We start from the raw sequence: 13,837 nt of genomic DNA, 5'->3' as shown, positions 1-13,837 counted from the left end.
ATCCATCCTCGCCAAAGTCCAACGCGCACGCACCAAACTCGAACAAGTAGTTACCCAAAACTGAGACGGACCACTAGAAGAGCTCCTTGGCCAGCAGCTCGAGGGTCGTCACCCGCGCGGGTGCGGCGGCCGGATCGGTGCCGCAGCGGGCCGACGCGACCGGATTGACCATCACCTCGTCGACCCCGAACCGTGCGGCAAGGGCCCGCAGCTGTCCGGCGGCTTCGGCGGGCGCGCCAACCACGGCGCGCCGCAGCCCGCTGTCGACGATGCGTTGCTGCTCCGGCGTCAGCTCCGCGGCCAGGGCCTCTTCGACGAGGGGCACCGGCCCAAGGGCCTGGCCCGTCCGCAGCCGCGCCATCACCTGCAGGCTGGGCAACACCAATGCCGTTGCCTCCTCGCGTGTTTCGGCCACCGCGGCGTTCACGGTCAAAAACGTCACGGGTTCGGCGGCCAGGTCGCTGGGCCGGAACCTGGAACGGTAGATCGCCAGCGCCTCCTCGGTGCCCATGCCGGAGAAGTGGTGGGCGAACACGTACGGCAGCCCCTTGGCGGCGGCCAGCTGCGCCGAGTACGTCGACGAACCCAGCAGCCACAGCCGGGGTTCGGTCGCGGCGGCCGGGGTGGCCTTGAGGATGTAGTCCCCGGAGCGCAGCGGCACCCGCACCCCGCTCGGGCTCATCAGCGCCGCCACGTCGTCGAGGTAGTCGGAGAAGTTCTCGATGTCCCGGTCGTCGCGGGTGCCGCGCAGGGCATACGACGTCACCGGGTCGGAGCCCGGCGCGCGGCCGATGCCGAGGTCGATGCGGCCCGGGGCCGCGGCTTCCAGCAACGCGAACTGCTCGGCCACCGCCAGCGGCGCGTGGTTGGGCAGCATCACCCCGCCCGACCCCAGCCGCAGCCGGGAGGTCTGCGCGGCCAGGTAGGCGAGCAGGACGGGCGGGCTGGTGGCACCCACGGACGGCATGTTGTGGTGTTCGGCGACCCAGTAGCGCGTGAACCCCAGCCGGTCCGCGGCCTGCGCCAGTGCGACGGTGGCCGCCAGCGCATCCGCGGTCGTCTGGTCCGTGCGCACCGGGACGAGGTCGAGCACGGAGAGGCGCACGATGGCGTCAACGCTTCGGGCGCCGCGAACGTTCCCATTCGGGGGCGAGCAGACGCAAAAGCCCCCGCACGCCGGGCGTGTCGGGGGCTTTTGCGTCTGCTCGCGGAAAATGCGGTCAGTAGTCCTTGAGCGCGATCGAGTTGACGATGCGGTCGAACACCTCCTGCGGTATCGGCGCGCCGCCGGGGATGTTGTCGACGACCAGCCACTGGTTGCGCTTGACGTAGTCGGCGAACTCCTTCTGGTAGTTGCCGAAGCCCTTGTCATAGTCGCCACCGCAGGCGGCGAGCTCCCCGGCCAGGATGTAGGCGCCCAGCAGCGCCACACTGGTTCCCTGGCCCGACAGCGGCGAGCAGCAGTAGCCGGCGTCGCCCACCAGGACCACCCGGCCCTTGGCCCAGTGATCCATCTTGATCTGCGACATCTCGTCGAAATAGAAGTCCGGCGCGGTCCGCATGTACTGCAGCAGCTGCGGCCGGACCCAGCCGTCGCCGGCCATCCGCCGCTCCAGCTCGGCGAACTGGGCCGCGGTGTCGCGATAGTCGATCCGCAGGTCGGCGTCCATGAAACCCAGCATGGCCCGGACCTCGCTGTTGTCGCGCGCGCTGTAGACCCCGGCCATGCCCGACTCGCCGTAGTTCCAGGTCTGCCAGCGGTCCAGGTTCAAGAAGTTGGGCACGGTGAAAATGGCCGCGTACATGCCTAATCGCTCGATGAACTGCTCCTCGGGGCCGAAGACCAGCCTGCGCACGGTGGAGTGCAGGCCGTCGGCGCCGACGACGAGGTCGAAGGCGCGCGGATCGGCGCTTTCGAAGGTCACCTCAACCGCGGTGCCGTCGTCGTCGATGGTCGCGATGCCGTCACCGAACAGGAATTCGGCCTTCAGTTTCGTTGACTCGTACAGCAATTCGACGAGATCGTCGCGCAGCAACTCGATGTCGGGGCTGGGAGGCGCGGACTCGGTGTCGCGGGACTGCTCGATGCCGTCGCGGTCGACCACCGACGAGCCGCGGATTCGCGTCCGGAGATGGTCGGCGGCGGCGCGCAACCGCATGCGTTCGAGCACCGTCAGCGCCGGGCCCCGCACGCCGACCGCCTGCCCGCCCGGCCGCAGCCCGGCGGAGCGCTCCACGACGGTCACCGAACAGCCTTGGTGGGCAAGCCAATACGCTACGGTCGTGCCCGCAACGCCGGCGCCGGATACCAGAACGCTAACCATGAAAAATCACGTGATCCCTGCCAGTTTCCCTGCATCGGTGAAGATGTCGTCGAGCATCGCCGGTGTCAACCTACCGGTGAACATGTTCTGCTGGCTCGGGTGGTAGCAGCCGAGCAACCGCACGCCCGCGTTCAGGTCCGCGACGACGCCGTGCCCGAACCGCGGCTTGGGCAGTCCGGCGGCGGCCGGCAGCCGCAGCGCGACCTGCCAGCCGAACCCGCCCAGGGCCACGATCACCCGGACGTGAGCGGCCACCAGCCGCCACTCGGCCTCCAGCCAGGGCCAGCAGGTGTCCCGCTCCGCCGGGGTCGGGGCGTTGGCCGGAGGCGCGCAGCGCACCGGCGCGACGACGCGAACGTGCTTGGTCCGCAGCCCGTCCGCGGCGTCCACACTGGTCGGCTGGTTCACCAGACCGGCGCGGTACAGGGCCGCGTACAGCTGATCGCCCGACCGGTCGCCGGTGAACATCCGCCCCGTGCGGTTGGCCCCGTGCGCGGCGGGCGCCAGCCCCACGATCAACAGCCGGGGCCGCTGCGAACCCCAGCCCGGCACCGGGCGTCCCCAGTACGGCTGGTCGGCGAACGCCCGGCGTTTGGCGACGGCGACGTCCTCGCGCCAGCTCACCAGGCGCGGGCAGGCCCGGCACACGCTGATCAGCGCGTCGAGCCCGGGTATCGAGTCGGCGTCGGCCGCCAGCGCGGCCACCTGCGCGGCGCCGGTGGCCGCCGGGGTCTGCGGGTTCGCCGGATCGCCGGGCCATCCGGTGCCGGGTTCGACCGGCGAGCTGAACGGCCGGCCGGTGCGTGGGTGGACGAGCACATGAACATCGTGCATTGAGCCGGTTGGCAACGACTGAACGACCCGAATATGCAGTGGTCCGGCCCACTGGTTCGGGTTACATTCAGCCGCGATATCCATGAGTCCCACGAGCCGCGGCCCGGCATTCCTGATCCTGTTCGCCACGCTCATGGCCACCGCGGGCACCGGCATCTCGATCGTCGCCTTCCCCTGGCTGGCGTTGCAGCATCACAACAGAGCGGGGGACGCGGCGATCGTGGCCGCCGCGATGACGGTGCCGCTGGTGGTCTCCACGGTGGTCGCGGGCACGGCGGTCGCTCGAATTCGTCGTCGGTGAGCAAGCCGCGCGAATCTGACTTCTGCGCCGCTCGCGCCGCCTACTGATGCTGCGACCCCTTCCAACACAATTGCGTAAACTAAGTCCATGACTAAGTCTGCTGCGATCCGGGTCGGCGTCCACGAGGCGAAGACCCGCCTGTCCGAGCTGCTGCGATTCGTCGACAGCGGGCAGGAGGTCGAGATTGCCCGGGGAGGTGAACCCGTTGCAAAGCTTGTGCCGTTCCACTCGCAGAACACCCGCCGCTTGGGCATCGACCACGGCGTGTACACCGTGCCTGAAGATTTCGACGCTTCGTTGCCGGACGATGTTCTCGAAAGCTTTTATCGGTGAAGCGCTACCTCATCGATACCCGCGTTTGGCTCTGGCTGCAGTCCGACCCCGACCGGTTGTGCGACCAAACACGGGCAATCGTTCACGACGTCCGCAACGGCATTTTCTTTTCGGCCGCCAGCGCCTGGGAGATCGCAATCAAATACCGGCTCGGCAAGCTCCCGTTGCCCGAACCACCGGCCTCCTATATCCCTGATCGCATGCGTCGCTCCGGCACGTCTCCGCTGCCCGTCGACCACGCGCACACCCTGAGGACCGCTGATCTTCCCGATCACCATCGGGATCCGTTCGACCGTGTCCTCGTCGCTCAGGCGCAGCTGCTCGACCTGACGATCATGACCGCAGACAACCAGCTGTCCGCCTACGATGTCGCGGTCGTCGCCGCGTGATGATCGGATTTCGCCGGGGCTGCCCGATGCCACTGTCGCCCGCCTCGACGGTGATGCGGCATCCCTTGGCTCGGCGCGACTTCGGTGAGTTCCTTTGTCAGAACACCGAACTTGACCTGTTCCAGGATCACTCAACTGTGCAGCGGTCGGCGCGCCGTAGGATCGGCCCGTGAGCCCGGATGCGTTGGCGGATCTGATCACCGGCCTGCCCGACGGGACGGTGGTCACCGATCCCGCGGTGACCGAGGGCTACCGGCAGGACCGGGCTTTCGACCCGTCGGCCGGCAAGCCCCTGGCGGTGGTCCGGCCGCGGCGCACCGAAGAGGTGCAGACGGTGCTGCGCTGGGCGGGCGCGAACCGGGTGCCCGTGGTGACCCGCGGCGCGGGCAGCGGCCTGTCGGGCGGGGCGACCGCGCTGGACAACGGGATCGTGCTGTCGACGGAGAAGATGCGCGACATCACCGTCGATCCCGTGACCCGCACCGCGGTGTGTCAACCCGGCCTGTTCAACGCGGAGGTGAAGAAGGCGGTCGCCGAGCACGGCCTGTGGTACCCGCCCGATCCGTCGTCGTTCGAGATCTGCAGCATCGGCGGCAACATCGCCACCAACGCCGGCGGTCTGTGCTGTGTGAAGTACGGCGTGACCACCGACTATGTGCTGGGCATGCAGGTGGTGCTGGCCGACGGCACCGCCGTGCGGCTGGGCGGTCCGCGGCTCAAGGACGTCGCCGGGCTGTCGCTGACCAAGCTGTTCGTCGGCAGCGAGGGCACTTTGGGCATCATCACCGAGGTGACGCTGCGGCTGCTGCCCGCGCAGAACACGTCGAGCATCGTGGTGGCGTCGTTCGGATCGGTCCAGGCGGCGGTCGACGCGGTGCTCGGGGTTTCGGCGCGCCTGCGGCCCTCGATGCTGGAGTTCATGGATTCGGTGGCGATCAACGCCGTCGAGGACGTCCTGCGTATGGACCTGGACCGCGGGGCGGCCGCCATGCTGGTCGCCGGGTCCGATGAAAGGGGACGCGCGGGCTCCGACGACGCCGCGGTGATGGCCGCAGTGTTCGCGGAACACGGTGCCACGGAGGTGTATTCGACCGACGACCGGGACGAGGGCGAGGCGTTCGTCGCCGCCCGCCGGTTCGCCATTCCCGCGGTCGAGGCCAAGGGATCGCTGCTCCTCGAGGACGTCGGGGTGCCGCTTCCGGCGCTGGGCGAGCTGGTCGGCGGGATCGCGCGCATCGCCGCCGATCGCGAGCTGATGATCTCGGTGATCGCCCACGCCGGCGACGGCAACACCCATCCGTTGATCGTCTACGACCCCGATGACGCCGCGATGACCGAGCGCGCCCATCTGGCCTTCGGCGAGATCATGGACCTGGCGCTGCGCCTGGGCGGCACGATCACCGGCGAACACGGTGTCGGGCGGTTGAAGCGGCCGTGGCTGGACGAATACCTCGGGCCCGAGGCGATGGCGCTGAACCAGCGCATCAAGGCGGCGCTGGATCCGTTGGGCATCCTGAACCCCGGCGTGGCGATCTAGCTTCGTGCGCCCGGCTCCGGGCGCCGAGTGGGCGTCTGGCGACGCGTTGCCGGCGTGTGGCGTCGCCGGGCGCACAGTCGAATTTGACACCGCCCGCAAGGTGTCGTACGAATGAGACATGCTTGCGAACGTGTCTCACAGCGCGCCGGTCACGTTCGAACTCGCCACCGCCGACACCTGGTCGAACCCGTGGCCGACATACCGCGCGCTGCGCGACCGCGACCCAGTGCACCATGTCGTGCCGGCCGGTAGACCACAGCACGACTACTACGTGCTGTCCCGGCACGCCGACATCTGGGCGGCGGCCCGCGACCACGAGACGTTCTCCTCGGCGCAGGGGCTGACCGTCAACTACGGCGAACTGGAAATGATTGGGCTGCAAGATAATCCGCCCTTTGTGATGCAAGATCCGCCGGCACACACCGAGTTCCGCAAACTGGTGTCGCGCGGTTTCACGCCGCGCCAGGTGGAGGCGGTCGAGCCCAAAGTCCGCGCATTCGTGGTGGAGCGCATCGAGGGGTTGCGCGCCGCCGGGGGCGGCGACATCGTCGCCGCGCTGTTCAAGCCGCTGCCGTCGATGGTGGTCGCCCATTACCTCGGCGTGCCCGAGGAGGATCGCGCGCAGTTCGACGGATGGACCGACGCCATCGTGGCGGCCAACACCGCCGAAGGCGGCTTGGAAGGCGGCGTCGCCGGAGCACCGGGAAGCGCCGGCGACGCCGTCGGCTCGATGATGGCCTACTTCACCTGGCTGATCGAGCGGCGGCGCACCGAACCCGGGGACGACACCATCTCCCACCTGGTGGCCGCCGGGGTCGGCGCGGACGGCGACATCGCCGGCACCCTGTCGGTGCTGGCGTTCACGTTCACGATGGTCACCGGCGGCAACGACACGACGACCGGCATGCTGGGCGGGTCGATGCCGCTGCTGCACCGGCGGCCCGACCAACGCCGGCTGCTGGTAGCGCGGCCCGGCCTGATACCCGACGCGGTCGACGAACTGCTGCGGCTGACCTCCCCGGTGCAGGGCCTGGCGCGCACCACCACCCGCGACGTGACCCTGCACGGCGCGACGATCCCGGCGGGCCGCAAGGTGCTGCTGCTGTACGGGTCGGCCAACCGCGACGAACGCCAATACGGGCCCGACGCAGGCGAACTCGACGTCATGCGCTGCCCGCGCAACATCCTGACCTTCAGCCACGGGGCCCATCACTGCCTGGGCGCCGCGGCCGCGCGGATGCAGTCGCGCATCGCGCTCACCGAACTGCTGGCCCGCTGCCCCGATTTCGAGGTCGACGAGTCCGCCGTCGTCTGGTCGGGCGGCAGCTACGTGCGCCGCCCCCTGTCGGTGCCGATCCGGGTGAACTGATGACCGACTGGCTGGCCCCGCGCCGGGTGGAGGTGGCCGCCGACCGCATCCTCGACGCGGCCGAGCGGCTCTACACCGAGCGTGACCCCGCTTCGATAGGCATGAACGAAATAGCCACGGCCGCAGGGTGTTCCCGCGCGACGCTGTACCGCTACTTCGAGAACCGCGAGGCGCTGCGCACCGCGTACGTGCACCGCGAGACCCGCCGGCTCGCCCGTGCCATCGCCGGGCGGATCGACGGCGTCGACGACCCGCGTGAGCGCCTGGTCGCCGGCCTCACCGCCACGTTGCGGATGGTGCGCGAGAGTCCCGCCCTGGCGGCCTGGTTCACGACCAGCCGCCCCCCGATCGGCGGCGAATTCGCGGGCCGCTCCGAGGTGATCACCGCGCTGGCCGCCGCGTTCCTGAAATCGCTGGGCCCCGAAGACCCCGCCACCGTCGAGCGCCGGGCACGCTGGCTGGTGCGGGTGCTCACGTCGCTGCTGATGTTCCCGGGCCGCGACGAGGCCGACGAGAAGGCGATGATCGAGGAGTTCGTCGCGCCGATGCTGACGACCGACGAATCGGTGCCGAAAAGCTAACTGCGACCGCCGGCCAACGCAGGTGCCCGGTGCGAAGCGGCCGCGCCCGAGGCTCAGTTGAAGAAGCCGGACTGGCTGTCGCTGTGGTTGAAGCCACCCGAATCGTTGGTGCCCGAATTCCCGACACCCGTGTCGTTCACACCGGAGTTACCCACACCCGAGGCGCCGCCACCCGTGTTGGCGAAGCCCACGTTGGAGCCGTCGGCACCCGTGTTGTTGAAGCCCACGTTGCCGCCGCCGGCACCGGTGTTGTTGAAGCCCACGTTGCCGCCGCCGGCACCGGTGTTGTTGAAGCCCACGTTGAAGCCGCCGGCACCCGAGTTGTTGAAGCCCACGTCGTCGCCGGAGTTGTAGAAGCCCGCGTCGAAGTATCCCGAAGAATTCGTATTCATGTAGCCCGAATTGAAGTTGCCGGAGTTCCCCACGCCCGCGTTGTAGGTGCCGGTGTTGTCCCAGCCCGACTCGTAGCCGCCCGTGTTCCCGAAGCCCGAGACCGTACCGGGCTGGCTGACTACGCTGCCGCTGCCCGTGTTCACGCTGCCGGCGTTGAACATGCCGGTGTTGATATTGCCGGAGTTCCCGATACCGGTGTTGAGAGTGCCCGAGTTGAAGAAGCCCATGTTGCCGGTGTACACCTCGGTGATCGGACCGGTGGTCGTCAAGGCAGAAGTGCCGCCGGAGTTGAAGCCGCCCACGTTCTGGATACCGGAGTTGAAGAAGCCCATGTTGGCATTACCGGAGTTGCCGAAGCCGGTGTTGAAGGAACCGGCGTTGCCGATACCCAGGTTTGTCGCGCCCGCGTTGAACATGCCCATGTCGGAGGTGCCCGCGTTCAACATGCCCAGATCCCCAGCGCCGGCGTTGCCCATGCCCATGTCAGACGAGCCCGGGTTGAGCAACCCGGCGTTGTAGGAGCCCGCGTTGAACATACCCGTGTCGAACGAGCCGGCGTTGAACGAGCCGGTGTTGAACGAGCCGGCGTTGAACATGCCCGAGTTCGTCGTGCCCGAGTTGAACAGGCCCGAGTTTCCGCCGCCACCGAAGCCGGAGCCGCCCGAGTTGAAGAAACCGGAGTTGTTCACACCCGAGTTGAACAGGCCGGTGTTGCCGGTACCGGAGTTGAACCCGCCGAAACCCGTCTGATTGTTTCCGGTGAGCCCGATGCCGATGTCGTGGCTGCCCGTGTTGGCCAGGCCGATGTTGTAGTCACCGGTGTTGGCCAGGCCCCAGTTGAAGTTGCCGGAGTTTCCGAAGCCCACGTTCCCGCTGCCGAAGTTCAGCCCGCCGATGCCGATCTGGTTATTGCCGGTGAGCCCGATACCGATGTCGTGGTTGCCGAGGTTGCCGAAGCCGAAGTTGTCGCTGCCGAGGTTGGCCGAGCCGACGTTGTTGTTACCACTGTTCCCGAATCCGATGTTGAAGTTGCCGACGTTGGCGCTACCCAGGTTGGAGTTGCCGAGGTTGCCGAAGCCGACGTTTCCCGACGACGGGGTGGGCAAATTGGTGTCATTGTTCAGCGTGCTTCCGTTGCCGAAGCCCAAGTTGCTGTTCCCGAAATTACCCGAGCCCCAGTTGCCGCCGCCGCGGTTGCCGGAGCCCAGGTTCAGGTTACCGGTGTTGCCGCTGCCGAAGTTGACGCTGCCGAGGTTGCCAAAGCCCAGGTTGAGGTTGCCGGTGTTGCCGGCACCGACGTTGAAAACGCCGATGTTGCCCGGGCCCAGGTTCGCGGGGACGGCGTGCGCCAACGTCTGCAGCGGCGAGGAATTGGCGACCTCCGCGGCCGCGTACCCGAACCCGCCCGAGTTCAACGCCTGCACGAACTGCCCATGAAACGCCGCGACCCGCGCGCCCAGCGCCTGAAACTCCTTGCCGTAGTTGCCGAACACCGCCGAGACCGCCACGGATATCTCATCGTGGGCCGCCGTGAGGATCTGCGTGGTCGAACCCGCCGCAGCCAGGTGTGCTTCCTGGATCACCGATCCAATGTCTGTGAGGTTCGCGGACGCTGCGGCCAGAGCATCGGGCGAAGCGATGACAAAAGACATTTCCGACTCCCACCCTGGTGGTCGACACAGAAGTCCTAGCTAGACAGGAGCGTACGCCACGCGGGCGGCTTTGCACCCTTTCTGTCAAATTGGGTTTCAAATTGGGTTTCAAATTGGGTTGAAGCACCCGCCCTCCGGCAATCAGGACCCGAACGCGGGGATGGAGAGAGTCTCCGAGATGACGAGCAAGGTGACGACGTCGGCCCGTGCGGCCGGGACGCAAGATCCTGGTCCGGTGGCCGACGATGCAAACAACGTCCTGATACCGGGGTGCTCGAACGCGCCCGACGGCCAGAAAGGTGCGGGTGCTGCGCCGCGATTGCCTGAACTCCAGCCACATCACCGAGTGGCCGAAGTCGTGGCCACGGCCCCAAATGAGTTGTGATCGTTGGGATATCACAAAATTGCGCGGCTCAAAGAAGTGGACCTACCACCCGTCGGGCCATCGCGTCACTCAGCTGCGACCGGTTGCCAGGTCTCAGCGGCGGACCCGCCATCAGGCGCTCCCGGCTCAGTCCCGCACGCGGGTGAATCGGTGCAGCAGCCAGGCCAACGGGATCGTCACGACCAGGGTCGCGACGAACAGGTACGGCATCGAGCCGGTGTAGACGTGCGCGCGGACGATGTAGACCATCGCGAATTCCATCGTGATCAGATGGATCAGGAAGATCTCGTAGGAGATCTCGCCCAGCCACACCATCGGCCGGGTGGCCAGCAACCGGTAGTACCACCCGTGATCACCCAGGGCCAGCGGCGTCACCGCCAGCGTGGCGATCACCGCGTAGAAGCACGTCTTGACCACGGCCTCGCGCAGCGACGCCGGCGACGTCGTCGGCGCGCCCGCGATGGGAGTGGAGACGATGAAGTAGCAGATCGTCGCCAGCGGGATCGCCACGAACGCGTAGCCGCGCACCCCCATGCGCTGCAGCACGGCCAGCGCCATGCCGCCGAGGAACCATGCCAGGTAGGTGGGCAGCCACAGCCGGGCGCCGTCGGGGAACAGGTGGTCGGCGTGCACCAGGATCAGCCAGGCCGGGCTGATCAGCGCCAGCGCGGCCAGGGCGGCCAGCATCAGCCGCGGCTGCCAGCGGCGCCGGCAGACGAGCACCGCCAGCACGTAGGCCAGCAGCGGCAGCACGACGTAGAAGGACGCCTCCACCGCCAGGCTCCACATCTGCGTCAGCCCCTGGTGCAGGTACTTGCCCAGGTAGCCGTCGCAGTAGATCTGCGTCAGCGTCAGGTTGCGGGCCAGCCCCAGCCAGCTGTGCCCGGGGTTGGGTCCGGCCGTGCGGAAGTGGTACAGCACGTAGGCGAACAGCACGGTGACCACGTAGGCGGGCATGATGCGCCGCACCCGGTGCCGCGCATAGCGACTCAGCGAGGGCGGCGGGCCGCCCGTGGCGGCCGATTTCACCCAGGGGCGAAACAGCAGGAAGCCCGAGAGCACGAAGAAGATCGGGACGCCGATCTCCATCCGCGCGCCGACCAGCCCCCAGTAGCCGTGGGTGTACTTGCCGGTGGTGTAGGCCGCGTGGGTGCCGACGACCAGCAGGGCGGCCACGGCGCGGATGCCGGTCAGCGAGGCGACCCGGTCCACGTGTGAGACCTGTTCGAGCCCGCCCTGTTCGATCTCCTCGGACAGGGTCATCGGGCGGGTTTTCTGCGGGGCCCGCCACCGTCGTGGCGGGCTTTCTCGGGGGCCCTGCCGGACGGCCTTTCCGGCCGCAGGTCGATGAGCACGCCCGAGATGCGGGTGTGCTCAAGCTTTTTCAGCGTCGATTTGGGCAGCTTGGCCGGCAGCTCCACCAGCGAGAAGTCCGGTCCTATCGAGATGTGACCGAAATCGCTGCGATGCAGGCCGCCCTCGTTGGCGATGGCGCCGACGATCGCGCCGGGACCGATCTTGTGCCGCTTGCCCACGGAGATCCGGTACGTGCTGAAGGCGCGCATGTGCCTGGGCTTCTCGGACTGCTCGCGGCGCTCGCGGCGCTGCTCGGGTGGGGGCTCGGGCGCCATCAAGAACGCCTCGCCGTCGCGGGACTGCAGCGCCAGCGCGGCGGCGATGTCGGCCATCGGGACGTCGTGCTCGCGTTCGTAATCCGCGACGAGCCGACGGAACAGCTCGATGCCGGGGGCGCCGAGCGCGTCGGTGATGGAGTCGGCGAACTTCGCCACCCGCTGCGCGTTGACGTCCTCGACGCTGGGCAGCTCGGCTTCGGTGAGCGTCTGCCGCGTGGCCTTCTCGATCGCCTTGAGCAGGTGGCGCTCGCGCGGCGACACGAACAACAGGGCGGTTCCGCTGCGCCCGGCGCGCCCCGTACGCCCGATGCGGTGCACGTAGGACTCGGTGTCGTGCGGGATGTCGTAGTTGAGGACGTGCGAGATACGTTCGACGTCAAGGCCTCTGGCCGCCACATCGGTGGCCACCAGGATGTCGATGCTCCCGTCCTTGAGCGCGGCGATGGTCCGCTCGCGCTGCGCCTGCGGGATGTCACCGTTGATCGCGGCCGCGGAAAACCCACGCGCCCGCAGCTTTTCAGCGACCTCCTCGGTGGCCTGCTTGGTGCGCACGAACACGATCATCGCCTCGAACGGCTCGACCTCGAGGATGCGGGTCAGGGCGTCCATTTTCCGGGGGCCGGCCACCTGGATGTAGCGCTGCGAGATGTTCTCGGCGGTAGCGGTTTTGGCTTTGGTGGTGACCTCGAAGGGGTCGTGCAGGTACTTGGTGGTGATCTTACGGATCGCCGGCGGCATGGTCGCCGAAAACAAAGCCACCTGTTTGTATTCCGGCGTTTCGGACAGGATGCGCTCGACGTCCTCGGCGAAGCCCATGGCGAGCATCTCGTCGGCCTCGTCGAGCACCAGGTAATCGACGCACGAGAGGTCCAGCGTCCCGCGTTCGAGGTGGTCGATGACCCGGCCGGGGGTGCCGACCACCACCTGCGCGCCGCGGCGCAGCCCGGCCAGCTGCACGCTGTAGGACGAGCCGCCGTAGATCGGCAGAACGTGGATCTGGGGCAGATGCGCCCCGTAGCGGCTGAACGCCTCGGCCACCTGCAGGGCCAGCTCCCGGGTGGGCGCCAGCACCAGCGCCTGGGTCGCCTTGCTGGTCACGTCGATCTTGGACAGGATCGGCATCGCGAACGCCGCCGTCTTGCCGGTGCCCGTCTGCGCCAGGCCCACCACGTCGGAGCCCGACAGCAGCGCCGGAATCGTCGCAGCCTGGATGGCCGTCGGCGACTCGTAGCCGACGTCGGCGGCCGCCTGCACCACAGCGGGATGGATCTGCAGGTCGGCAAAGGTCGGGGTGGCAGCCTCGGGCGGGCTGTCGGGAAGCGTCATTGTCCATGCAGTTTAGTGGGCGAAACGGCCCCGGTCATGCCCGGAGCGGCCGCCCGGTGATTGTGGCCACAGCGCGTCCGGGCGCGGCACGCCTGCGACACCCGCGGACGCGATGACGGTACGGTGCGCGATGTGTGGTCGCTACCGTGGCGTGCGCAAGCGCTGACCGGCCTGGCCGCCGCGTTGGCCGCGGTGCCGCTGGCCGGGTGCGGGTCCGGGGACTCCACGGTGGCGAAGACCCCGCAGAGCCGGTCGACCACCGCGAACGCGTCGATCACGGCCCCGCCGGCCCCGCCCGCCGAGGCCGCCGCGCCCACCACCAGCGCGGCCCCGGCCGACCCGTGCGCGGTCAACCTGGCCTCGCCCGCGATCGCGAAGGCGGTGTCGGAACTGCCCCGCGATCCGCGCAGCGCGCAGCCCTGGAACCCGGAACCGCTGGCCGGTAACTACAACCAGTGCGCCCAGCTGTCGGCGGTGATCCTGCAGGCCAACACCAACACCGACCGTCCCGCGACCCGGGCGGTGCTGTTCCATCTCGGGCAGTTCATCCCGGAGGGGGTGCCCGACACGTACGGCTTCAACGGCATCGACGCGTCGCAGACCACCGGCGACACGGTGGCCCTGACGTATCCGAGCGGCATCAACGGCCTTGCGACCCCGGTTCGGTTCCACTGGAACGGCAACGGGGTCGAGCTCATCGGCAACAAACCGGGCGCTTGAGCGGCCGGCACCCGGGCTGACGCCGTCGATCGGGACCTGCGCGAAGCCGCGGCGGCGCG

12 protein-coding genes and 1 pseudogene are annotated in these 13,837 nt (G+C 68.5%); 7 read left to right on the top strand and 6 right to left on the bottom strand.

Annotated features, from left to right (window positions below; all coding sequences use genetic code 11):
• Positions 1-73 precede the first annotated feature (73 nt).
• The 3 genes from FPZ47_RS02790 to FPZ47_RS02780 all read right to left on the bottom strand — a co-directional run bounded on the left by FPZ47_RS02790 (position 74) and on the right by FPZ47_RS02780 (position 3,158).
• Positions 74-1,105: an LLM class flavin-dependent oxidoreductase gene (locus FPZ47_RS02790; protein ID WP_144947907.1), complete on the bottom strand. Its 1,032-nt coding sequence runs from the start codon at positions 1,103-1,105 to the stop codon at positions 74-76.
• A gap of 115 nt (positions 1,106-1,220) precedes the next feature.
• Complete coding sequence (locus tag FPZ47_RS02785; RefSeq protein WP_144947904.1) at positions 1,221-2,324, bottom strand: FAD-binding protein; 1,104 nt, start codon at positions 2,322-2,324, stop codon at positions 1,221-1,223.
• A 6-nt stretch (positions 2,325-2,330) separates the two neighbouring features.
• Complete coding sequence (locus FPZ47_RS02780; RefSeq protein WP_144947902.1) at positions 2,331-3,158, bottom strand: uracil-DNA glycosylase; 828 nt, start codon at positions 3,156-3,158, stop codon at positions 2,331-2,333.
• An 82-nt stretch (positions 3,159-3,240) separates the two neighbouring features.
• Here FPZ47_RS02780 and FPZ47_RS02775 point away from each other — a divergent pair.
• From FPZ47_RS02775 to FPZ47_RS02750, 6 genes and pseudogenes are all read left to right on the top strand, one after another.
• A pseudogene (locus FPZ47_RS02775) lies at positions 3,241-3,456 on the top strand (MFS transporter); the annotation flags it as partial.
• Between the two features lie 90 nt (positions 3,457-3,546).
• Entirely contained in the window at positions 3,547-3,792 is a 246-nt protein-coding gene (locus FPZ47_RS02770) for a type II toxin-antitoxin system Phd/YefM family antitoxin (RefSeq protein WP_144947899.1), read from the top strand.
• Positions 3,789-4,181 carry a type II toxin-antitoxin system VapC family toxin gene (locus tag FPZ47_RS02765; protein WP_144947897.1) on the top strand — a complete coding sequence of 131 codons (393 nt, stop codon included), beginning with the start codon at positions 3,789-3,791 and terminating at the stop codon, positions 4,179-4,181. Before FPZ47_RS02770 ends, FPZ47_RS02765 begins: the two co-directional genes overlap by 4 nt.
• Before the next feature lie 169 nt (positions 4,182-4,350).
• Positions 4,351-5,718, top strand: coding sequence for an FAD-binding oxidoreductase (locus FPZ47_RS02760; protein ID WP_144947894.1), 1,368 nt, complete (start codon positions 4,351-4,353; stop codon positions 5,716-5,718).
• A gap of 118 nt (positions 5,719-5,836) precedes the next feature.
• Positions 5,837-7,087: a cytochrome P450 gene (locus tag FPZ47_RS02755; protein ID WP_144947892.1), complete on the top strand. Its 1,251-nt coding sequence runs from the start codon at positions 5,837-5,839 to the stop codon at positions 7,085-7,087.
• Positions 7,087-7,668, top strand: coding sequence for a TetR/AcrR family transcriptional regulator (locus tag FPZ47_RS02750; RefSeq protein ID WP_144947889.1), 582 nt, complete (start codon positions 7,087-7,089; stop codon positions 7,666-7,668). The genes FPZ47_RS02755 and FPZ47_RS02750 overlap by 1 nt, the downstream gene beginning before the upstream one ends.
• Before the next feature lie 53 nt (positions 7,669-7,721).
• Here FPZ47_RS02750 and FPZ47_RS02745 read toward each other — a convergent pair whose 3' ends face one another.
• The 3 genes from FPZ47_RS02745 to FPZ47_RS02735 form a co-directional block, all read right to left on the bottom strand.
• Positions 7,722-9,713, bottom strand: a complete 1,992-nt coding sequence (locus FPZ47_RS02745) for a PE domain-containing protein (RefSeq protein WP_144947886.1) — start codon at positions 9,711-9,713, stop codon at positions 7,722-7,724.
• Positions 9,714-10,224: 511 nt separating this feature from the next.
• Positions 10,225-11,361 carry an acyltransferase family protein gene (locus FPZ47_RS02740; protein ID WP_144947884.1) on the bottom strand — a complete coding sequence of 379 codons (1,137 nt, stop codon included), beginning with the start codon at positions 11,359-11,361 and terminating at the stop codon, positions 10,225-10,227.
• A complete protein-coding gene (locus tag FPZ47_RS02735; RefSeq protein WP_144947881.1) occupies positions 11,358-13,058 on the bottom strand; it encodes a DEAD/DEAH box helicase in 1,701 nt (566 codons plus the stop codon). Before FPZ47_RS02735 ends, FPZ47_RS02740 begins: the two co-directional genes overlap by 4 nt.
• 123 nt (positions 13,059-13,181) lie before the next feature.
• On the opposite strand from FPZ47_RS02735, the gene FPZ47_RS02730 reads away from it, so the two are divergent.
• Positions 13,182-13,778 carry an LppP/LprE family lipoprotein gene (locus FPZ47_RS02730; RefSeq protein WP_168209338.1) on the top strand — a complete coding sequence of 199 codons (597 nt, stop codon included), beginning with the start codon at positions 13,182-13,184 and terminating at the stop codon, positions 13,776-13,778.
• Positions 13,779-13,837: the final 59 nt, after the last annotated feature.

The organism is Mycobacterium helveticum, assembly GCF_007714205.1.
GTDB lineage: Bacteria > Actinomycetota > Actinomycetes > Mycobacteriales > Mycobacteriaceae > Mycobacterium > Mycobacterium helveticum.
This window is presented reverse-complemented; position numbering and strand designations above follow the sequence as displayed.

What these genes read in the sequence shown, in the direction of transcription:
- FPZ47_RS02740 (WP_144947884.1), bottom strand. Translation starts at nt 11,361, where the DNA reads ATGACCCTGTCCGAGGAGATCGAACAGGGCGGGCTCGAACAGGTCTCA.
- FPZ47_RS02735 (WP_144947881.1), bottom strand. Translation starts at nt 13,058, where the DNA reads ATGACGCTTCCCGACAGCCCGCCCGAGGCTGCCACCCCGACCTTTGCC.
- FPZ47_RS02770 (WP_144947899.1), top strand. Translation starts at nt 3,547, where the DNA reads ATGACTAAGTCTGCTGCGATCCGGGTCGGCGTCCACGAGGCGAAGACC.
- FPZ47_RS02745 (WP_144947886.1), bottom strand. Translation starts at nt 9,713, where the DNA reads ATGTCTTTTGTCATCGCTTCGCCCGATGCTCTGGCCGCAGCGTCCGCG.
- FPZ47_RS02780 (WP_144947902.1), bottom strand. Translation starts at nt 3,158, where the DNA reads ATGCACGATGTTCATGTGCTCGTCCACCCACGCACCGGCCGGCCGTTC.
- FPZ47_RS02750 (WP_144947889.1), top strand. Translation starts at nt 7,087, where the DNA reads ATGACCGACTGGCTGGCCCCGCGCCGGGTGGAGGTGGCCGCCGACCGC.
- FPZ47_RS02755 (WP_144947892.1), top strand. Translation starts at nt 5,837, where the DNA reads ATGCTTGCGAACGTGTCTCACAGCGCGCCGGTCACGTTCGAACTCGCC.
- FPZ47_RS02785 (WP_144947904.1), bottom strand. Translation starts at nt 2,324, where the DNA reads ATGGTTAGCGTTCTGGTATCCGGCGCCGGCGTTGCGGGCACGACCGTA.